Here is a 21163-nt window from a genome sequence, read left to right as displayed (position 1 = left end):
CCTATGATGCCTTTGAGCAGGCCTGCCGCGCCGCGCACCTCGCCGGAACCCGCGTCTACGTGACCATCAACGTCGTGGTTCGCGACGACGAGATGGACCGCGCCCTGGCCCTCGTGCGCTCGGCCGCCATTCGCGGGGCCGACGCCTTCATCGTGCAGGACTGGGGCCTGTTCGAGGCCATCCGCCGCACCTGGCCCGAGCTCGAGCTTCACGTCTCCACGCAGGCAAACGTCCACGACGCCCGCGGCGTGCGGTGGTGCCGCGAGCGCGGCGCGCACCGCGTGACGCTGTCGCGCGAGCTGTCGCTGCCCGAGATTGCCCGCATCGCAAAGGAGGGCGTTGAGCTCGAGGTCTTTGGCCACGGCGCCCTGTGCTACTGCTATTCGGGCGTCTGCCTGATGTCGAGCATGGCCGGCGGTCGCAGCGCCAACCGCGGCCTGTGCGCCCAGCCGTGCCGCCTGCTCTACCGCTTGGTCGACGAGCGCGGCCGCGACGTTGCTGCACCCGGTCGTACCCGGCCACTGTGCCCCAAGGACGCCTGCACCGCCGCCGACGTCGCCGCGCTCATGGACGCGGGCGTCGGGTCGCTCAAGGTCGAGGGCCGCATGAAGGCTCCCGACTACGTCTGGAGTGTCGTGGGTGCCTACCGCGAGCAGATCGACTCGGTGCTCGCCGCGGGCGACGCTGCCGTGCCCGAGCTGGGCGCCACTCCGGTTAGCCCTGCGGTGGCGCATCGCCTCAAGCGCGCGTTCAACCGCGACTTCACCGATGCCTACCTGCGTGGAAGCGCGGACGACGAGATGATGAGCTACGAGCGCTCGAACAACCGAGGTGAGCTCGCGGGCGAGGTGCTCTCGAGCTCGGGCGGCCAGGTCCAGCGCCGTGACGGCCGCGGCAACCTGCACAAGGACCCGCGCCAAGACAAGCACAGCGCCCGCTGCACCGTGACCATCCGCGTGAGCGAGCCCATTGGCGCGGGAGATCTTCTTGAGCTGCGCCCCGTTGACGACCCGGATGCCTTCCTGACCGCAACGGCGCAGGTAGACGCTGCACCTGGCGACGTCATCGAGTGTCGTGTGGCCCGCCCCATGCCCAAGGGCTGCCCGGTTCGCGTGATTCGCAGCGCCGCGGCCCATGCCGGCAGCGATGCTGCCCTCGCGCTCGAGGTTTCGCGCAAGAGGCGCGTGGGCGTGCGCGTCGTCGCGCACCTGGGCGAGCCCTTTCGCGTCGAGCTCGCCTGCGTCGACGGCCCCGCACTGGCTGACGGCTCGCTGCCCCACGCCTCTGTGGAGGGGTTCGTCGTCGAGCCCGCGCGTACCCGCCCCGTGACGGCGGAGGACCTTGCCGAGCACGTGGGCCGCATGGGCTCCACGCCCTTTGAGCCCGTATCCTTCGAGGTAGAGCTCGACGAGAACTGCGGCATGGGCTTCTCGGCCGTCCACAAGGTGAGGGCCGCCGCTTGCGAGCGGCTTGAGCACGCGATCCTCGAGCCGTACGCCGCTCGCGCCCGCGCCCTCGCGGCCGCGCCCAAGGGTGCGAGCGCCACCGTTGCCGCGGCAACGTTGACCGCCGCCGCTGTGCCCGTGCCCGCCGGAAACGCTGCGCCCACGCCCACTGCCGACGTCGCTCCCGAGGTCTGCGTCCTCGCGCCCACGCCCGAGGTTGAGGCCGCTGCCGTCGCGGCTGGCGCCACGCGTGTGTATGCCCAGGTAGACGACCTCGACACGCTCGAGGGCTGGCCTACGGGCACCATCGCGATCCTCGACGAGGTCTGCCGCGAGCCCGACCACGCCCGCCTGGACGCGCGCGTCGTCGCGGGCGCGCCGCTCGCCGTGGGCAACGTCTCCGAGCTGGCCCTGGCGGCCGAGCGCGGCGCCGCGCCCGAGCTGCGCGGCTGCATCCCGGTGCACAACGAGGCGTGCCTGGCCGCCCTCGAGGCAGCCGGTGCCGCGGGCGTGTGGCTGTCGCCAGAGCTCACGCTCGAGGAGATCGCGCACCTCGCGAGCTGCGCAAACGTGCCTGTTGGCCTGGTCGTGTCGGGCCGCCCGCGCGTCATGACCGCCGAGCACTGCGTGCTCAAGGTGGCAGACGCCTGCATCCACGACTGCGCCCGCTGCGGCCTGCGTGCGCGGCGCCTCTCGCTGCGCGACCGCGACGGCCGCCTGCTGCCCGTGCGCACCGACCTGCACGCCCGCTCGCGCATCTACGACGCCGTGCCGCTCGACCTGACACCGCAGGTGGGAGACCTCGTTGCCGCGGGCGTTACGCGCCTGGCCGTCGACGCGACCCTGCTTGACGAGGGCGAGGCCACCGCCGCGGTCGAGCGCCTCGTGCACGCCCTGGCCGCCGTCGCGGCCGGGCGCAAGCCCGCCGCCCGCGAGCGCCACGCATCGAGCGGCCACCTCTTCTGGGGAATCGGGTAGCATCAACCTTGTCGCGCGCGGTCGCATTTGGCCGGCGGGCGACTCCGCGCACGCGCGGCAAGCCAGACGCGGCCGCGTGCCGCCCGCAACGAACAAGACCAAGCGCCCGGCCATGCCGGGGAGAGGGGTACCAATGGCAGACAACGAGAACGCCCAGCAGCCGACCGAGCAGAAGGCCGCCAAGATCGACCACGCGCTGCTCGAGGAGGTGCTCGACGCCATCCGACCGAGCTTCCAAGCAGACGGCGGCGACATCGAGCTCATCGGCGTCGACGACGAGACGGGCGTCGTGACCATCGAGATGACCGGCGCCTGTGCGGCCTGCATGTTCGCCTCGTCGGACATCTCCGAGGGCATCGACACGATCATCAAGGAGCATGTCCCGGGCGTCACCGCGGTGCGTCCGGTGATGTATTAGCGCGGTCGCAAGCCGCGGAAGGGGGAGCAGCCATGGCAGTTGACGAGGAGCTTCTCAAGGTCGTGCTCGACGCCGTTCGGCCAAGCCTGCAGGCCGACGGCGGCGACTGCGAGCTGGTTGGCGTGGACGAGAAGGGCGTCGTGTCGCTCGAGCTCACGGGCGCGTGTGCCGGCTGCTCGCTGTCGGACGTCACGATCTCGCAGGGCATCGAGCGCGTGGTCAAGAAGCACGTGCCGGGCGTCACGGCCGTGCGGGCGGTGATGTAGATGGTCCTCTCCGATCGCGACATCAAGGCCGAGCTCGAAAGCGGCCGCATCGTCATCGAGCCGCTCGACCTCAGAGACGTCCAGCCCGCGTCGGTCGACGTGCGCCTGGGCTCGAGCTTCAGGGTCTTCCGCAGCACCACCCACACCTTCATCGACCCCACGACCTCCCAGCCAGACCTCACCGAGGAGGTCGAGGTGCCCGAGGGCGGCCAGTTCGTGCTGCACCCGGGCCAGTTCGTGCTGGGCACCACACTCGAGCGCATCGCCGTGCCCGACGACATCCTCGGCAAGCTCGAGGGCAAGTCGACCCTGGGCCGGCTGGGCCTCATGATTCACTCGACGGCCGGCTACGTCGACCCGGGCTGGGACGGCGAGATCACCCTCGAGCTGTCCAACGTCGCCACCCTGCCCATCGTGCTGCACCCGGGCATGCGTATTGGCCAGATGTCGTTCGAGCGCATGTCGAGCCCTGCCGAGCGCCCCTACGGCTCGGCCGGCCTCGGCAGCCACTACCAGGGCCAGCGCGGTGCCGCCGCGGCCCATACGCTCACGCACTAGCGCCGCCGCGCGCAGGAGGCGCTGCCTCGCGCAACCAATGCCGAGAAGCGCCACGACCCCGCGCCCGCCCCAACGGGACGCTCGCCGCCGGGGCCGCGGTCGAAGGGATGCCCATGCTCAACGAGCTCTACCACAGCCTGAACCCCATCGCGTTTACCCTGGGACCGCTGCAGGTCCACTGGTACGCACTGGCCTACCTCGCGGGATTTGTCCTCGCGGGTGTCGTGGTCTATCGCGTTGCCCGCCGCTGGGGACTCGACCTCACGGCCGACGACGTGGTGAACGTCATCGTGGGCATCGCCTGGGGCGTCATCATCGGTGCGCGCCTCTTCTACGTTGTCTTCTACGGCGACGGCTACTACTTCGCGCACCCGCTCGAGGTCTTTGCCCTGAACCAGGGCGGCATGAGCTTCCATGGCGGCTTTGTTGGCGCCATCGCGGGCGGCGCGCTCGTCTGCCGCGTCATTGGCGTGTCGGCTGCGACCTTCTGTGACTTGGGCGTCATCGGCGCGCCCCTGGGACTCTTCTTTGGCCGCTGCGCCAACTTCGTGAACGGCGAGCTGTGGGGCAAGCCCACGAGCCTTCCCTGGGGCGTGGTGTTCGAGACGGGCGGTAACGTGGCGCGCCACCCCAGCCAGCTCTACGAGGCGCTTCTCGAGGGCCTCGTGATTTTCGTCGTGCTCCTCTGCCTGTCGCGCAGGCGCCCGCCGCGCCCCCAGGGCACCTTCATGGGAACGTTCCTCGTGCTCTACGGCGTGTTCCGCTTCCTCATCGAGTTCGTGCGCGTGCCCGACGCCCAGCTTGGCTACCTCCTTGGCCCCATCACGATGGGCCAGCTGCTGAGCCTGCCGCTCGTGGTCGCGGGCGTCGTCGTGCTCGTGCTGGCGCACCGCTGGCAGCGCCCGCAGGTGGGCCACCTCAAGCGGGCCGCCTAGGGTTTCTTGCCGAGAAGGGCGAACATGCGGGGCTACGCACCCCGCATGCCCCAAGCGTTCATGCCGGCCGTGTGCCCAACAACAAGTACGACCATGCCGAGAAGGGCGCTGCGTTGGCGTCCTTCTCGCCTTATGTATGTCCCCGTGGGCTCTCGCGTGCGTCAAGGCGTCGCGCCCCGCAGGGTTCCGCGCGTGACAAAAGGGTCTGACCCCTTTGTCGCGTCGCTTCACATGGGGAATAAAAAAGGTCTAATATAAGCAAGTTGCGCGCATGCGCCCCAAAGGCGTATATTCGCGCAGAACGGCTATGGATTTGCGCGTCGGCCACAGGGACGGACGCGCTGTGGCAAGAAGGAGACGTGCATGTCCGGACACTCCAAGTGGGCAACCACCAAGCACCGTAAGGGCGCGCAGGACGCCAAGCGCTCTGCCCTGTTCTCGAAGCTCTCTCGTAACATCACCGTCGCGGCTAAGCTCGGCGGCGACCCGCTGCCCGAGAACAACGCGTCTCTCGCCGCGGCCGTGGCCAAGGCCCGCATGTCCTCCATGCCCAAGGACCGCATCAAGGCCGCCATCGACAAGGCCTTTGGTGCCGGCGCCGACGCTGCCGTCTACTCCGAGGTCACCTACGAGGGCTACGGCCCCGCTGGCGTCGCCGTCTACGTTGACTGCCTGACCGACAACAAGAACCGCACCGCTGCCGACGTCCGCTCGGCCTTCACCCACTCCGGCGGCTCGCTGGGCACCACGGGCTCCGTGGCCTTCCAGTTCGAGCGCAAGGGTTCCATCGCCGTCGACAAGGTCATCAAGTCCGACGACAAGAAGGTCGCCGACAAGGAGAACGCCGTCGACGAGGACGAGTTCATGATGGCCGTCGCCGAGGCTGGCGGAGACGACTACGAGGACGCCGGCGAGGAGTGGGTCGTCTGGACGGCCTACGACAAGATGCAGGAGGTCCAGAAGGGTCTCGAGGCCCAGGGCATCGAGGTCAAGGGCTCCGAGCTCACCATGGTCCCCACCACCCCGACGCAGGTCTCCGCCGCTGACGCCAAGAAGGTCCAGCGCCTGGTCGACCGCCTCGAGGAGCTCGAGGATGTCCAGAACGTCTACCACACCATGGAGATGACCGACGAGGTCGTCGCCGCTCTGGAGGAGGACGAGTAGTCCAGCCAAGGTGTGTGGCTTCCCGCCGCGGGGCTTTGTGTCCGGCGTTCGGGGTATGCTAATGCTTAACGCGCCCCGGTCGTGTGGCCGGGGCGCTTTTTTATAGGAAAGGGGAGGCCCATGGGCGGCTTCAGGCGCTTCATCCTGTTCGTTTTCTCGCTGGCGGGGTGGTTTGGCCTGTTCGAGGTTGAGGTCACGGTCCTCGAGTCATACCCCGCCTACGTCATGGCGGTCGAGGTCTGCCTGGGTATGACGGCGGCCTGGCTCGCGTTCGAGCTGCTGCGCTCAATCTTCTCGCGCCGCCGCAAGGAGGCCATCTCGGTCATGGACGTCGACGGTGGCGCCATCACGGTGGCCCGCTCGGCCGTGGCGTCGCAGGCCTCGCACATCGTCGAGGAGCTGGGGCTGGGCGTGGCCAAGGACGTGAGCGTCGTGGCCAAGCACGGCACCGTTACCGTGGGGCTCAAGGTCACGCCGTACGAGTCGATCGGCGTCACTGAGGAGGCGCCGGCCCTGCACGAGGCGCTTACCTGCGGCCTTTCCGCGATGGTGGGCGAGCATCTGGGCAGCGTCAACGTCGAATTCCTCGAGCCGCAGCACGCAAGCTCGCTCGTTGCCGTGGCAGACGAAGACGAGGACGGCTCGTACGAGGACGAGGGCGAGCGGGGCGCAGGCGACGCTCGCGAGCCTCTCGTCGACGCGAAGGTCGACATCTCCGCCCGCGCGGCGCAAGACGCGGGCGACATCACGATTCCTATGCACGGCGAGAAGGAGGCGTAGCGCATGTCCGAGAAGATCCAGGCCCGCATCGAGCCGGCCCAGCCAAAGCCCGCCCAGGGCGACAAGGCCGAGCAGGACGAGCGCGCGTCCCAGGCCGAGACGGGTGCCAGCGCGGCCGCGGCCGCCGATAACGCCACCGACGCGACCGGCGCCGCTCCCGAGCCCGGCGCGTTCGTGCGCGCCTCGCAGTGGCTCGACCAGACGTTCCCGCACAGCAGAAACGCGGTGCTTGGCGGCCTGTGCGGCCTTGCCGTGGCCATCCTGCTGTTTACCATCGGCATCTTCAAGACCCTCGTCATCGCCATCCTCGTGGTGGCCGGCGTGGCCCTGGGGCAGTTTGCCGATGGCGACCCCAAGCTCGTCCACATCGTCGAGAAGCTGATCAAGAAGCACTAGCGGCGGCACCGTCGCGTGAGGGGCACCGCCCCGGATAGGAGCCAACATGAGCACGAAGGCAAACGTCGAAGAGACCACGCTCGAGCCCGAGGTGGCTGAGCAGCCCGCAGACTCCACCGTCCTGGCAGAGAGCGAGTCCGGCGACCTCACGTTCTCCGATGCCGACGAAGACCTCGACTCCGAGGACTCGCTGACGTTCTCCAACGGCGTCATCGAGAAGATCGTCGCCATCTCCGTGCGCGACGTCCCCGGCGTGCTGGGTATGAAGGGCGGCTTCATCAACCGCGTGCAGGAGACCTTTGGCGCGGCCGACCCCACGAAGGGCGTCTCGGTCGAGGTCATGCCCGACTCCTCGGTGCGCGTCAACATCTCCGTGCTCATCGAGTACGGCGCCTACGCCCCGCAGGTGTTCGAGGACGTCAAGAAGGTCGTGGTCAAGCAGGTCGCCGGCATGACGGGCCTCGAGGTGGGCGGCGTCAACCTGCGCATCGAGGACGTGCTCACGGCCGACGAGTACGAGCGCATGAAGGGCGCCCGTGACGAGGCCGAGTCCGAGCAGGAGGAGGAGTAGCGCCCGTGGGAGCAAGGAGCCTACTGGCACGGGGGCTGGGCCGTCTCACGGCCGCCGGACTGCACCTGGCGGGCCGCTCGGCCTCCCAGCTGCCCGGTCGCGTGGCGCTGGCCGTTGACCCCCATGCCATCGCGAACCTGGCGCCCAAGCTGGCGCATGGCTCGCTCGTCGTGTGCGGCACCAATGGCAAGACCACCACGAACAACGTGCTCGCGAGCGCCATCGAGGCAGGTGGTGCGCGCGTGCTGTGCAACCGCGTGGGCGCCAACATGGCGCCAGGCGTCGCTGCCGCGCTTCTGCCTGGCGGCAGCGCCGACTGGGCGGTCATGGAGGCCGACGAGCTCTCCACCATTAACATCCTGCCCGAGCTCAGGCCCCGCTACCTGCTGCTGCTTAACCTCTTCCGCGATCAGCTCGACCGCGCCGGAGAGATTGACCGCGTGCAGGACGTCATCGTGAGCGCGCTGGCGGCCTCGCCCGAGACCACGCTCGTTGCCTGCGGCGATGACCCGCTGGTGATGGGCGTGGCGGCGCGGGCGCGCAAGGCGGGCACGCGCGTGCTTACCTTTGGCATTGGCGAGGACCTGCACCTGCCGGCAGACCGCGTGCCCGAGGCGCGCTTCTGCCAGGTGTGCGGCGCCGAGCTGGCCTATGACTACCGCGCCTACGCCCAGCTGGGGGCCTTCCGTTGCCCCAACGGCGACTTCTGCCGTCCCAGTCTCAACTGGCAGGCCACGGGCGTCGAGGTGGGCCGCACGGGCGTGAGCTTCACGGTTGCGGGAGACGGCCTCGAGGAGCCGGTGCGCCTCTCCGCCAGCTTTGGCGGCGTGTACATGGTCTACAACCTGCTCGCGGCCTTTGTGGGCGCGCATCTCGCGGGGGTCGACGCGGCAACGTTCCAGCGCGCGCTCGACGGCTACCACCCCGAAAACGGCCGCCTGCAGCACTTCCGTGTGGATGGGCGCGAGGTGGTGCTCAACCTCGCCAAGAACCCCACGGGATTCAACCAGAACATCTCGCTCATGCTTGCGGACGACCGCAAGAAGGCGGCGTTCTTTGTCATCAACGACAACTACAACGACGGCAAGGACATCTCTTGGATCTGGGACGTGGACTTCGAGCGCCTGGCCGTGGGCGCGCCCTGCCGTGACGGCGTGGTCGAGGCCGGTGACCTCGCGGCTGTTGCGGGCGGGCACCGTGCCGAGGACGTGCGCGTGCGCATGAAGTATGCGGGCCTCGAGGTGCCGGTGGCCCACACCGTGCGTGAGGCGCTCGACGCCGTGGCAGACCTGCCCAAGGACAGGCCGCTGTACGTGCTCACGAACTACTCGGCGCTGTGGCCGGCAAAGGCCGAGCTCGAGGGGATGGGGGAGAGACTGTGAGCGAGAAGAAGCTGACCATCGCACACCTCTATCCCGAGCTGCTGAACCTCTACGGGGACGGCGGCAACATCCTGGTGCTGCGGAAGCGCCTCGAGTGGCGCGGCATCGAGTGCGAGGTGCGCGAGGTGCACGTGGACGACCGCCCGAGCTTTGGCGACGTTGACATCGTGTTCATTGGCGGAGGGTCCGACCGCGAGCAGCGCATCGTGTGCGAGCACCTGCTGGCCGAGCGGGCCGAGCTCACCGCCTACGTGGAGGATGGCGGCGTGCTGGGGGCCGTGTGCGGTGGCTACCAGCTGCTGGGCCATTCGTACCTCATGGGTGACGAGAAGGTCGAGGGCCTGTCGCTGGTCGATCTCTATACCGACCGTGGTACGCCTCGCCTCATTGGCAACATCGCGATCGAGAGCCGCATCTCGCCGCAACCCATCGTGGGCTACGAGAACCATGGCGGCCGCACGCACCTGGGCAGTGGCGTGGAGCCGCTGGGCCGCGTGGTGCATGGCCATGGCAATGACGGCGAGAGTGGGTACGAGGGATGCCTCTACAATAACGTGGTGGGCACCTACATCCACGGGCCGCTGCTGCCCAAGAACCCCGGCGTGGCCGACTACCTGATTGGCCAGGCACTCGAGCGCAGGTATGGCTCGAGCGAGCTCGTGCCCCTCGACGACGAGGCCGAGATGGCGGCAAACGATGCCATGTACCAGCGCCTCATTTCCGGCGAAGAGAAGGAGTAGCGCGGCGATTATGGCGCGCAGCAAGGGCGAGGGGCAGTGTGCCTCTCGCCCTTTTCGTGTGCGGGCTCTCTCTGCAGGGGTGGCCGATGCCGTTTGCAGCAAACTGTCGATTCTTGTAGCCCCACGATTTGCCGTTTGCAGCAAACTACCGATTCCTGTAAGGCCGGAAGCCTGCCGTTTGCAGCAAACTACCGATTCCTGTAAGGCCGGAAGCCTGCCGTTTGCAGCAAACTACCGATTCCTGTAAGGCCGGGAGCCTGTCGTTTGCAGCAAACTGCCGATTAGTGGAAGGTTCGCGCGCTGCTAGAGGGCCTCGCCTTACACAGACCGGTCATTTGCTGCAAACGACCGATGCGGAGACCGGCGGTTTGCATAAAAGTGCCGATTAATGTAGGGACTGCTGGCTGCGAATTGAGACGCCCGTCCGCTATTACGTGCTGTCCCGCATCTAGCACCCGCTTTTTCGTGTCCGCAAACAACGAGCACCCGCTTGCGATGGAGTGGCCCGAAAGTCCGTTCCCTTCGAGAATTGCCGAGAAACTCTGGACGCGAGGAATGCAACTTGCTAGCCTGGAAACCGCGTAAATAGCGGAAGGGGCGACGATTGATTCCTATCATTGATTTATTTGCAGGTCCTGGAGGACTTGGAGAGGGTTTTTCGTCTCTTCGCGATAGCGACGGCAAGCCCATCTTTCAATCGATTATGTCTATCGAGAAAGAAGCGCAGGCCCACAAAACACTCAGGCTCCGCTCCTATGTGAGGAAGATCCTCAACGAAGACGGCTCTGTCCCACAGGTATACCTGCGATATATGAACAAACATGATGCTGTCTCTTGGGAAAAACTAATCAACTACAGGCCCGATTTGTGGATGGCTGCTTGCAACGAAGCCGTGTGCGCAACTCTTGTCGAGGGAGACGGCACCCTTGCCGAGCAGGCATCGCAGCGGCTGAGCGCATGGCGAGCCCAGAATGATGGAAACGCTCCGTTCGTACTCATCGGAGGACCGCCCTGCCAGGCATATTCTTTGGTGGGTCGGTCGCGTCGTGCTCATGACGAGATGTTTGATAAGGACGTGAAGCACACCCTGTATAAATGTTACCTTTCCTTTATTCAAAGGCTCAGGCCCGACGTGTTCGTTATGGAGAATGTTAAGGGGCTGCTATCGGCTAGGCATAACGGACAGGGCGTGTTCCGTCACATTTTGGAGGATATGCGAGCTGCGGGTTATGAAGTTCGCTCTCTCGTTGTGGAGAATCCTCAGACGCCAGCTGATTACGTTGTCGAAGCTGAAAAATACGGCATCCCTCAGATGCGCCATAGGGTGATTCTGCTTGGAGTAAAGAGCAGCTCCGAGTTGAAGATGGGCCTGTTAGAGCCTGCGCAAGAGATTTCTGTGCGCTTGGCCCTTGCGGGAATCCCTAAAATCAGAAGCTCCTTTTCTAGGCGCAATCCCGGTTGGGAGACTATGGATTGGGCGTCCTATATCAATGGGGCTGCTAAGCGAATCCTTGCAGATGAGTCTTGTGCGGCGATTGCGCCTGTCATCTGTGAGGTGCTTTCAAATCATCCTCCGAGAATTACGGCAAAGACAGAAGTGTCTGGTGCGGCTGGACCTTATGAGAAGTGGTACAGGGGAAGGCTCGCTGGGAGCAAGCTCCTAACTAACCACGAATCGCGCGCGCACCTTGCAAAGGATTTGGAAAGGTACCTGTTCTGCGCCGCTTATGCCGAGACCTACGGAGTTCCCGCACGTTTGGAGAAGTTTCCCGACGCCCTTTTGCCAAATCACCGAAATGTTATCGATAACGTTTCTGAGGTGAAGAAAGGCGGGGCGTACAAGTTTGACGATCGCTTCCGCGTCCAGATATATGACAAGCCTTCGACTACGATAACGTCGCACATTGCAAAAGACGGGCACTACTACATTCATCCTGACCCTACGCAATGCCGAAGTCTCACGGTTCGCGAGGCTGCCCGTTTGCAGACGTTTCCGGATGACTATTTGTTTGAGGGGAACAGGACGTCCCAGTTTACGCAAGTGGGAAATGCAGTGCCGCCCTTGCTTGCCCAGCAAATTGCCGGGGTCGTCGCAAAGGCGTTGGGCGAAGAGCCTCACGGGTTCTTCAAGGAGCTCGCGAGGCTCTAGCGCCCTGATGCCTTCATCTTGCCCGGAGGATTTAACCAAGTCTCAGCTCTGCGCCGAAGAATCCGGCTACCGGTTCATCTAGCGTGCCAACAACCAGACCGCGGTCGAGGAACTTGTTACCGGTCTCGCGTGCGGTTTCTGGGACCAGGCAGCAATTGAAGCATGCAGCAAGGTTGCATGAATCAAGTCCTTGCCCGACTGACTCGATGCAGACCGGGTCGTTGGAGCACCACAGGGCTTCTGTCAGCGCATTGCTAAGAACGTCTTCGAGTCTTCCCGGCTTTCCGGCGCGTACTAGACCTCCGAGAGAGCCGTCTCCGCTTTCCGAGGCCGTATATATGAGGAAGCCGTGCATGTCTTGGAATAGCTCATGGTCGTCGTCGAGGTATTTTTCGCAATAAATTCGCTCGCGAAGGGAGGCTGCACTGTAGCCGCATACCTTACTTATCGAGAGCATGAGCAGATGAGAGAGGGTGTGCAGGGCGACATATTTTGGATTGAGCTTTCGGGTATCACTGTTGCGCCTTTGCCTTGCGTTATCGAAGTTAGTCTGCATGGTCTCGAAACGTTCGATTACTTCAGGACGACATGCCCATTCGGTTAGCTCCTCGCCATCAAGCTCGATAAAGATGCCTTCGCCAATCGTCTGACTTGCCAAGGTCCAGCCTAGCTTGTGGTTCCGAGAGAGGGATGACCTCCTTTCTTCCATGGATTTGCCTTCGTTTACCTCGGGGTTTAGTCGTGATATTCCAACCAAAGCCCGCGTTACGGTAAGGGAGTCTACGAGAGTCAGTTTGGAAACGTACGAATGAATGAGTTGCGAGTTGTAGCAGAGCGGCTCTATGGATGTGGCTTCAAACTGCCCCTCGGAGGTCTCATATGCCAGCCTCAGCGTTAGATACTCTTCGTGCAAGTATTCGTCCTCCGAGATCTCGGCGCTTTCTGCTTGGTCCTTTCTCATGAGGTATGCTCGCATGAGCGACTCTCTGTCAAGGCCGCTGGCTGCCAGCATATCAATGGCCGCCTCTAGGAGACCTTTTTCATCCATTGCGAACAGTCTCTCGTAATGTTCGTTAATGGTCCCCTTCGTCTTTTCATCGATGGCATCGGGGATAAGCACCGAACTAACGGTATCGGCATAGCTGACATTTGTGGCGCCCATGATTACTACCCTGAGCTCTTCGTTGGGTATGTCGCACGGGGTGGATGAACGCCTGTCTAGCCAAGGCTCGCGTCCAGTGCAGCGATAGCCAATCGTGTTCAGCCCGCCATGACGAGTGGCGCCGGCGAGGGTTCGCCATTTGCCGCATGAACACGAATAGACGATGTCCCCCATTGTCGTGCTCCCGCCTTGGGTGCGACGGGTGACAATGTGCTCTCCACTGTTGGCGTCAGGCTCTGCGTCTCCATGGACCCATTTCATGACGGGAAAGCTATCGATATGGCCTTTGGGGCATACGACAACAAAACGCTCTGGGACGAGCTTCGTGCTGTGCTTTGTCTTCTCTTTGCATGCCGGATTCTGACAGTAGATGGAAGTGCTCGCATCATTCGACTTGACGTAACGCATTCTTCCGCAGCGGGGACAGTATAACCAGTTCGGAAATCTAACGGCCGGAATAAAACTACTACCTGGTCCATCGTCTACGGGTGGAGCGTAGAGTTTGTCGACGCCGATGTAGCGTTCAAGACGACTGTCGTGTATCTGAGTCATCTTGCTTGTGTCAAAAGCATCGAGTCCAGCAACCATCAGAGTCGTATTGGCATCGCATGGAAGTATGGACCCGATGCTGTAAGGACCCATTAGCTGTCCCATTCGAAGGGGATAGCTCTTTGCCCCGGGTTTCTTTTGTAGGGTACGGAAGCTTTTTCTTGGCATGTTGGGTTTACCTGTCCTCTGGCTCTCCATAGGACCCATAGGATCCCACGATTCTTACCGAGCATTCCGAGTCGACGCTGCGCATGGATGTTGGGGCTTCGAATGGATTGGTGCTCCAGTCATTAGAACAATTGGCTCCTAGCGGGTGCATGAGTGGTGTCGGTGCGTCAAAAGCTTTGGGCTTGAGCTCTTCCCAACGATCGTAATCATGTGTGTTCCACTGTTCGTAGATTGCTCTGAGGTCGGCCTCGGTGTGGCCTAGCTCATCAGGCTCAACTGCATTGACCCTGCTCAAGATGGCCTTCGAGGCAATCTCGAAGGCGGATTTATCTGGCTTTCTGTATGCGTCGGGCGCTGTTGCAATCGCACGATAGATACCAATCAGAGTTCCAAATAGGGCTCTATAGCGCACTTGCCTACAAAAGGCAGTGACGCTTGAGGGCTCGACGTTTTCGTAAAAGCTCCGGTGATACATTGCGAAGTTTTCGTAGTGCGAGCGGTCGCGCGGTTTAGTCGTGTTATAGACAACGAACACGAGGCCCTTTGCGTCTCCTCGCCCTACGCGGCTGGTGGCTTGGATGTACTCCGCAGTCGTCTTCGGCTGGCCTTCGACAACCATAAGGCCAAGGCGTCCCACGTCGAGACCGACAGAAATCATGTTGGTGGCGAAGCAAAGGTCGACTGCATTGCGGTTGGGATGAGAAATGGAGAGGGCAGATAGTCCGTTTCTTACTTCATCGGCGTCCTTGCGGCCGGTGAGCTCGCTACACACGTTAATGTAGCGCTTAGTATCTTCGCCGTTCTTTTCTGCTTTGCGCCGATGCTCCCAAAGGCGTTCGGGAATGTCGCCGCCCATCCAAGTGACGGCCTGGCCAAGCTCTCTGGTTGTGTTGAAGTAACCAAGGACGGTCCAATAGCGGTCGATCCACTCGTCGGAGACATCCTTCCATGTGACTGGCTGCCACAAGAGGTCTGCATAGAGGCGAATATTCGTCGAAGCCTCGTTAAGAGTTGGAACGAAGATGCCAACATAGCGTCTGCCGCGAGCCTCTTTGTCTTCGACTGAAAAGAACGAGTCGCTGTAATCAAGTCCGGACGGGGGAAACTGGAATACGTTTCCCTCTCCACACGCATAGAGCTGATTGCACTGCTCCTTTGCATGACTTACCGTGGCGGTCGACGCAATTATCTTGGGCCGAATGGGTTTGCCGCCCTCATTGCGCTCGCAGAGATTCGCAATGAGGGTTTCGTAGTGCCCGGCCATCGAACCGAGGGGTCCCGAAATGAGGTGCAGCTCGTCTTGGATGATGAGTTTCGGGGCGCCGAGGCGCTCTCCCTCCCGGATTCCAAAGAGTCTGTAGGACTCTTCTCGATAGGGAATCATGGCGAATTTATCTATCGTCCCGACGAGCAGCGATGGGGGAGCTTGATAAATCTCCTCATCTACTACGTCCAGGGGAAGCCCCTCGCCTGCAGAGTATTCGCAGCTGTTGTTGGGACATACGAAGGAAATCTTTGGATAGGTGCCTGCCGTGCCATTGCGCCTATAAGTCTTTCGCGGGTCCTCTTCTAGGCTGGCGCCACACCAAGGGCACCTTCGAACCGGGAAGGGGTTCGTGCCATCCTTGCGATCGGCCCATTTCGCTCGCTTTGTCTCGGCTTCTTTACGTGTGTTCGGACTAGCTTCGCCGCCGACCCAGAGCCCGATTCGAAAAGGCCTGCTGCCCAAGAGCTTGGGATCCTTGCGCCTCATGGACTCTAAAGCGCAAATGAGCGAAGAAGCTCTGTCAAATTGCTGAGACGTCAGCAGGCGAAGCGTATAGCGCATGAACACGCTTACGCCCTCGCTCGTGACGTGAGCGAGCCTTTCCCAGATAAGAACGAATGAGGTAAGCCCTAGGTAGGCTTCCGTCTTTCCGCCTCCCGTTGGGAACCAAATGAGATCAACGATATCTCTGCTTGGCGATGCTTCGTCAACTATCGCCCTTAGATTCATCAGGATAAATCCGAGCTGGAAAGGCCTCCATGAGCGTACGTATGATGGGGGAGAACTTAGGGATGGCCTCTCCCCGCTTATATAGCTGTAGTGCAGGTACTGCTCATACATGGCCTTATTTGCCATGACAAAAGCCTTGCGTGCTAAGGAGTCTTGCTCGAGGAGCACTATTCCATCGGTCATTCGCAAGAGGCAGGTACGACAGGAAGCTATATTTTTCTTTGCCGCCGGAACCAGCTCCTTATCGAGCGAGGAGAGGCGGCTCTCGATTTCGCTGATCCACTTCTCGTATTTGGCGCACATGGCCCTCATGCTGCTAAGCGTTTCGGGCCATCTGGTCATATCGCCAAATTGTTCAAGAGAAAGGCTGACGCCCTTCATGAGAGGATGAAGGGGCTTCATTGACTGAGTCTCTGCAAGAGGCATGGTCTCAGTCTTGGCCCAGTGAACCGTGTTGCCCTGCTCCCAAGACGTGGCACATCCGTGCCCAATTGCGTAGTTTTTCAGATTGTGGTAAATCAGGCGCTTATTTGCCTCTTCCTCAGAAGTGGTAGAAGACCGCGACCAAGTGGGCGGTATGAGGCCGTGGGAAACGATGATTTTAAATGATGTCTGGTAATAGCAATTTGAATAGTCATCGCTGACGCCGGTATGATGGGAGTTGCAGAGCGCGACGGTAATTACATCTCCGCCTTCGATGGCCCTTCTGTGGACTAGCCGCAGCTTTAGTTTGCCTCCATCAAGCCCATACTCCGTTCGATAGCCACCCGATTCGCTGTGGCTTCCTCGCGGAATGACTACCTCGTCTTCTGAAATGTCGAAGTGAAGAGGATGGCGGCGATATTTGTCCGTACCATCAACAACTTCGTGCTGGTAGGTGGCGGTATCAATTTCGAAGGCGACGCTCTCGCCGCTGCGGATGCCAACGGTCATGCTCAGGGCCGATTGCGCTCTTGCGTTTGAGAGAGAAATGGGCTCCTCGAATTCATCGACGTCGGCTACGTTTAGTGCCGTTGTATCGCGGATGGCAACGGCCGGCATGTGCTCGATGGGCTCTTCGTCGGTCGGATGGCCGGGATCGACCTTCGGGAGCCCGCGGTCATCATGCTCGGCCTCGAGGGAGATGGAGGCCCCCTTCGGATGCAACACGCCGGCGTTGTAGCGCTGTGAAGGCGAGAAGTCGATAAGTTCTTCCGAGGCGGGGTCTCTGGGGCCAACGAATTCCTCGTAAATTGATTGATAGAGACGGTCCCTTAACAGGTCATCGGTATTCTGCTCCACAGGTACTCCTTACATGATGGGGGCGTGGGCGTGACTGGGTGCGACGCTCATTTCGTTTCCTATGGAAGAGACTCTGAGTAGTTCGACGTCTCCGGCTTCATGACGCTCGTCGAAGCCACTTACTGCGTCGTCAATTCCGTAATATCGAACATCATTTAGAAATTGGATGACCATATCTTTTTTAGCCATTCTGCCAACGGCGCGGTGCTTGTTCCTGATTGCTCTTACGGCGCTTATAACATCGCGGAACTCTTCCTCGGTAACGGGATGGCGCAAACCGGTGTAGACGGCTCTGATATCCTCGGCCGTCTGTGGGGCTATCCTGTAACCTTTAACCCAGGCTCTTACGGCTTGCTCCGTCCTGCTCCCCTTCGTAGCTCGATAAATTCTGTCTGTAATTTCGGCATCAGTAAGTCCACTACTGCGAGCGGATTGGATGGGATCTCTCCACTTTTGCGATTGAGCGTAGAGACTGTCGTACCCGCTCGTCGTCTTCTCGGAAGCCTTTTTTTATGTAGTCCCTGTCCGAATGGGTGCGGAGAACAATGTCGCCGGGGAGGAGCGAAGCGGCGGTCTTCTGGGTTGGTTCGCTGTCCCCTCCATAAAGACAATCGGTGATAACGACGATTCGCCCTCCCGCCGACTTCTTCCCAGTTGTTTTTAGCCAAATGTGTGAGCCGTCATTGAACATAACGGGTGTGGCCCTAACCGACTTTTCTCCATCCTTTGCGAGGTCTCTTTGGAGCCTTTGCCGTTCAATGGCGGTTACTATGTGCGCGGGAGACATATCCTTTTCGCCCGGGTCGATATCGTCAACATGAACCCTGCTGAGTTTCGGAGAGCGTGCCGTTGTACCTTGGACCTCTTCGATTCCGAGCGCGCGTAACGCTCTATTGGCTGCGCCTGCACACAACGACGAGGAACGCTTCCACTGGGCTTGGGCCTTATTCCACCAATCGATCTCAAGGCCAGCGTTATTGTCGTGCCCGTAAAGAACGAGGAAGGTGGTGGCTGCGATCCCGGAGTGGAGTGCTCTGTCCATCGTGCCGCGGTCGTACCATCCACTGAAGATGGCGACTTCGTTCTTGCTGGGCCGCCCCGTTATCATGTACTCGCGCGTACTGACGACGCGGAATAGATTGGTCGCGGAAGCGATGTGTGCGATTTCTCCTAGCCAGTACTCCTGAACGGGCTCGGTCCTGTTCTTATCGACTACAAGGACGACATGCCTACCTGCCTCAACGCTACTTGAGATTCGCTCGTATATCTTTTCCTCTTTGGGGAGACGATGACCCGGCTGAAAAATAGCGTTCAAGATACCGCAGGCTTCAACAAGTTCGGCGTAGTCTTCTGGAGTCAGGCTTCTGGACTCTCGTATGCTCTTCAAAGAATTGCGGATATCGCTCTGCTGCCCTTGCGCATAGTTGGCGTCAGGTGCCTCCGTCATTCTAAGGGCGGCGCCAAGGGCGGAGAATAGCCTTGCAATAGCTCCGGCAGCCTCGTCGGTGTTGAACTCCGTTTCTGCAAAGTGTCCATATAGAATCTGCGCCGCGCGCCAGAGGTTGCAGTCATCGTCTGGAACGGGGATGAGAATTTGCTGGGGCTTTGCCATCACGGTGCTTTGAATCGGAGATAGAACAAGCGTGTTTGATTGTTCTACAAGAGCGCAGCTGTTCCAGTCAAAGCAAAGGAAGTTGTCTCTCTCGAGCTTGCCCGCCACTCGACTTAGGGTCCACTGATCGCAGAAACCAATGACTCCTACCCCAGCGTCCTTTAGGTCGAGGAAATCGGTGTACAGAGACGTGTCTAGGGAGTCGGGGCAAGAGAGATTAAAGCTAACAAAATCGACGTTTGCTCCCTCTTGAACGGCGTCAGCGATGGGGCGAGAGGTACCAATGCCATCAACTCGGGGACAGGTGTATATCGATGGACGGACGGCAAAGGGCCATTCAAAGTCGTCGCATGCCTTCCCGTCTGCTTGAAAATGCGTAATGGGGAGTAGGCTCGATAACCTGCTTGTTTCTCCGCGTACGTTAATGGAGCCATTCGGGATATGAGTCGGGGGCTCATTAATATACTGCGAGGGCGACGAGCAATATCCAACCGACTTCACGCTTTTGCCGCAAAGGTCAAGAATGTGCCGCGATGGGGCGGGAATATTCTCGTATTGGGAGGCTGCGTCTTTAATTGATAAGCGCTTCCTTTTAGCGGTGCTCCTAGTTTTGCTTAAATCACAATCGGGCCGAGCCGTATGCGCCAACGGATTGAATGAGCTCTTGAAGAACCCCGTGTTGCCATCGGCGACTTGAAACATGACCTCGTTGTTATCTGCTCTGGTAACGTTCGCTACGCAAGAGCCGATCGCAACTCGTTCTCCAGCTTGGGGCTCATGAAGCCCCGGATTTCCCGGATCATGCTCGAGGTGGAGGAGGGCGGCGAGACAGGCAATGGCTATGCTCTCCCTTTCGAAATCGGGACAGCTGATGAAAATCCCGGCGTAGCCGGCCTCTCTAGAACGCCTGAGTAATTCAAGATTTGCTCGGGTAATGGTTGTAGGTCTGACGGTGCCAACATTCTCGAAACTGAAGCTGACGTCACCAAATTCGTCAGAGCAGGATTGCAGAAACTCTCTGAAAGAAATGGGTGATTTGCAAGTCAACTTAAACGACCCCCATCCCAAACTTAAGCTGGGCATATGCTCCATTTCTCATCCCGCGAGAATTAGTACTTGCGGCGGGATGGAAGTTCCTTAATTATTCTACAGAGGGAAGTGGCCATCTGATAGTGTCAGGAAAAGATAACAGTTGAACGGTTGGGCTTGGAGCGTCGGCGCTTGCCTATGACGAGAGGAATGGGGTATGGCCCAGGCAATCAAGCTGAAGGTCATCTGTACAACTAGAAACACGTAAATGACGCCAGAACACTTGCGGCTGGTGATGAGCCGATCGACGCCGGGGTCCATTGGTTTGGGGCTGCGGGTCAACCAAAGGTGAAGTTCAAGGTTGAGAGACAGCTCGCATTGAAGGTTCGTTATCATGGCGAGGGCTCGTTTCTCGAACTGACGCACGGCAAGGTTTGCGAGGTCGTCTCGGTCGAGAAGGGCTGGTATCGCCTCGCCGACGATAGCGGGGAGGACCACCTCCATCCGCCTGATGAGTTCGAGGTAATTTCTGCTGACGATGGCTCTGCTGGCGATGAATAGGGTCAACTGAGCGCGGCATTAGTGGGGCGAGGGACCGCGAGCCTCTCGTCCTTTTTCGTGCGTGGGGATGTTTGGGCGCGCTTCTCGTTCGCTCATCCAAATTACGTGCCCCGCGCATCGGCTCGTCCGAGCTACGCGTTTGGAGGACTCCGGATGCGTAATTCGGACAAATGAATGGCAAAGGCGCGTCAAATGGACGAATGGATGGCGCGCACCGTCGACGTCGCTGCCGTTGCTTACTCGCTATTGCGTACCGCCAGTGGCGAGTACCCGCTTTTACGTGTCCGCATGCATCGAGCACCCATCTTTGCGTGCCCGGAGGCCATCTAGCACGTAAAGATGGGTGCGCGATGGACGGGCGCCCCTCTGCCTTCGAAACGCCCCCCGCCTAAACCGCAACCCACTCGCGCAACGCAGCGGAAAGCCGCTTGTCGATGTCTATCCTCGTGGCCTCGCACTCGTTGGGATGCTCCTTGGCGGAGTGGAAAAGAAATCGCATGACGAGCTTTAGTTCCACCGGCAGCGCGAGCCTCAGCATGGACTCGGGCAGCACGAAGTGGGTGCCATACGTGTAGGCAACCGCCTCATAGTCGCAGGCGTGCTTGCGGCTCTTCAGGCGCTGGCCCATGCGTCGGACGTACTTGCCCGCCTCCCAGAAGCTGTCGTCATCCGCCCCGACGAGAACGAGCTTGCCTCGGATGTTCTCGACCTTAATCATCTCGTCCTCCGGGTGCTCGCGATTCTTCTCGGAATCGATGAACAGCCAGGTAGAACGCTGAAAGTCTTCGGAGCCCTTGGTCTCCTCCTCGACTTTCTTCCAATACGTGGGATGCTCGTAGACAAACGGCATGTACGGAAGCGGCTTTCCGCGATGGGAAAGGGTTGAGGCGCCAGGCACGGGCCACTCCCTGCAGCCGTCCCTCTTGCCCTGCTCGAATCCCTGCCACACAAAGTCGCTGGCAGTCAGCCCAAAGGTCAGCGTGATGTCCGGGAAATACGACGCCGCTGCCAGCGTCTCCATTC

18 protein-coding genes are annotated in these 21163 nt (G+C 61.0%); 13 read left to right on the top strand and 5 right to left on the bottom strand.

The window, feature by feature from the left end:
* The 12 genes from AC1VTH_RS01930 to AC1VTH_RS01875 form a co-directional block, all read left to right on the top strand.
* On the top strand, positions 1-2423 hold a 2423-nt coding region (locus tag AC1VTH_RS01930; RefSeq protein ID WP_481334447.1), incomplete at its 5' end, for a peptidase U32 family protein.
* Between the two features lie 133 nt (positions 2424-2556).
* The gene (locus tag AC1VTH_RS01925) at positions 2557-2841 is read left to right on the top strand and encodes a NifU family protein (RefSeq protein ID WP_481334446.1); all 285 of its coding nucleotides are present in this window, start codon (positions 2557-2559) and stop codon (positions 2839-2841) included.
* Positions 2842-2873: 32 nt separating this feature from the next.
* On the top strand, positions 2874-3107 hold the full coding sequence (locus tag AC1VTH_RS01920) for a NifU family protein (protein ID WP_293674272.1): 234 nt from the start codon (positions 2874-2876) through the stop codon (positions 3105-3107).
* The gene (dcd, locus tag AC1VTH_RS01915) at positions 3108-3665 is read left to right on the top strand and encodes a dCTP deaminase (protein ID WP_481334445.1); all 558 of its coding nucleotides are present in this window, start codon (positions 3108-3110) and stop codon (positions 3663-3665) included.
* Between the two features lie 113 nt (positions 3666-3778).
* Entirely contained in the window at positions 3779-4600 is an 822-nt protein-coding gene (gene lgt / locus AC1VTH_RS01910; RefSeq protein ID WP_481334444.1) for a prolipoprotein diacylglyceryl transferase, read from the top strand.
* 363 nt (positions 4601-4963) lie between these two features.
* Positions 4964-5764 carry a YebC/PmpR family DNA-binding transcriptional regulator gene (locus tag AC1VTH_RS01905; RefSeq protein ID WP_293825073.1) on the top strand — a complete coding sequence of 267 codons (801 nt, stop codon included), beginning with the start codon at positions 4964-4966 and terminating at the stop codon, positions 5762-5764.
* A 120-nt stretch (positions 5765-5884) separates the two neighbouring features.
* Positions 5885-6544 carry an Asp23/Gls24 family envelope stress response protein gene (locus tag AC1VTH_RS01900; protein ID WP_481334443.1) on the top strand — a complete coding sequence of 220 codons (660 nt, stop codon included), beginning with the start codon at positions 5885-5887 and terminating at the stop codon, positions 6542-6544.
* 3 nt (positions 6545-6547) lie between these two features.
* On the top strand, positions 6548-6940 hold the full coding sequence (locus AC1VTH_RS01895; RefSeq protein WP_481334442.1) for a DUF2273 domain-containing protein: 393 nt from the start codon (positions 6548-6550) through the stop codon (positions 6938-6940).
* Between the two features lie 46 nt (positions 6941-6986).
* On the top strand, positions 6987-7511 hold the full coding sequence (locus AC1VTH_RS01890) for an Asp23/Gls24 family envelope stress response protein (RefSeq protein ID WP_293673628.1): 525 nt from the start codon (positions 6987-6989) through the stop codon (positions 7509-7511).
* Between the two features lie 5 nt (positions 7512-7516).
* Positions 7517-8893: a MurT ligase domain-containing protein gene (locus tag AC1VTH_RS01885; protein WP_481334441.1), complete on the top strand. Its 1377-nt coding sequence runs from the start codon at positions 7517-7519 to the stop codon at positions 8891-8893.
* Positions 8890-9633 (top strand): type 1 glutamine amidotransferase, encoded by a 744-nt coding sequence (locus tag AC1VTH_RS01880; protein WP_481334440.1) that lies wholly within the window; start codon positions 8890-8892, stop codon positions 9631-9633. Before AC1VTH_RS01885 ends, AC1VTH_RS01880 begins: the two co-directional genes overlap by 4 nt.
* A 604-nt stretch (positions 9634-10237) precedes the next feature.
* Positions 10238-11782 (top strand): DNA cytosine methyltransferase, encoded by a 1545-nt coding sequence (locus AC1VTH_RS01875; RefSeq protein ID WP_481334439.1) that lies wholly within the window; start codon positions 10238-10240, stop codon positions 11780-11782.
* Positions 11783-11813: 31 nt separating this feature from the next.
* Here the strand turns inward: AC1VTH_RS01875 and drmB are convergent, their stop codons facing one another.
* The 4 genes from drmB to AC1VTH_RS01855 all read right to left on the bottom strand — a co-directional run bounded on the left by drmB (position 11814) and on the right by AC1VTH_RS01855 (position 18550).
* Complete coding sequence (drmB, locus tag AC1VTH_RS01870) at positions 11814-13598, bottom strand: DrmB family protein (protein WP_481334438.1); 1785 nt, start codon at positions 13596-13598, stop codon at positions 11814-11816.
* Between the two features lie 70 nt (positions 13599-13668).
* Positions 13669-16938: a helicase-related protein gene (locus tag AC1VTH_RS01865; RefSeq protein WP_481334437.1), complete on the bottom strand. Its 3270-nt coding sequence runs from the start codon at positions 16936-16938 to the stop codon at positions 13669-13671.
* Between the two features lie 9 nt (positions 16939-16947).
* A complete protein-coding gene (locus tag AC1VTH_RS01860; protein WP_481334448.1) occupies positions 16948-17337 on the bottom strand; it encodes a DISARM anti-phage system protein DrmE domain-containing protein in 390 nt (129 codons plus the stop codon).
* A 19-nt stretch (positions 17338-17356) separates the two neighbouring features.
* On the bottom strand, positions 17357-18550 hold the full coding sequence (locus AC1VTH_RS01855) for a hypothetical protein (protein WP_481334436.1): 1194 nt from the start codon (positions 18548-18550) through the stop codon (positions 17357-17359).
* A 1377-nt stretch (positions 18551-19927) separates the two neighbouring features.
* On the opposite strand from AC1VTH_RS01855, the gene AC1VTH_RS01850 reads away from it, so the two are divergent.
* Positions 19928-20140, top strand: coding sequence for a hypothetical protein (locus AC1VTH_RS01850; RefSeq protein WP_481334435.1), 213 nt, complete (start codon positions 19928-19930; stop codon positions 20138-20140).
* A gap of 388 nt (positions 20141-20528) precedes the next feature.
* Here the strand turns inward: AC1VTH_RS01850 and AC1VTH_RS01845 are convergent.
* A partial coding sequence (locus AC1VTH_RS01845; protein WP_481334434.1) for an acyl-CoA thioester hydrolase/BAAT C-terminal domain-containing protein occupies positions 20529-21163 on the bottom strand: 635 nt, incomplete at its 5' end.

It is taken from the genome of Parolsenella sp. (assembly GCF_982402205.1).
Note: the sequence above shows the minus strand (reverse complement) of the source record. Positions and strands in the feature narration are given on the sequence as shown.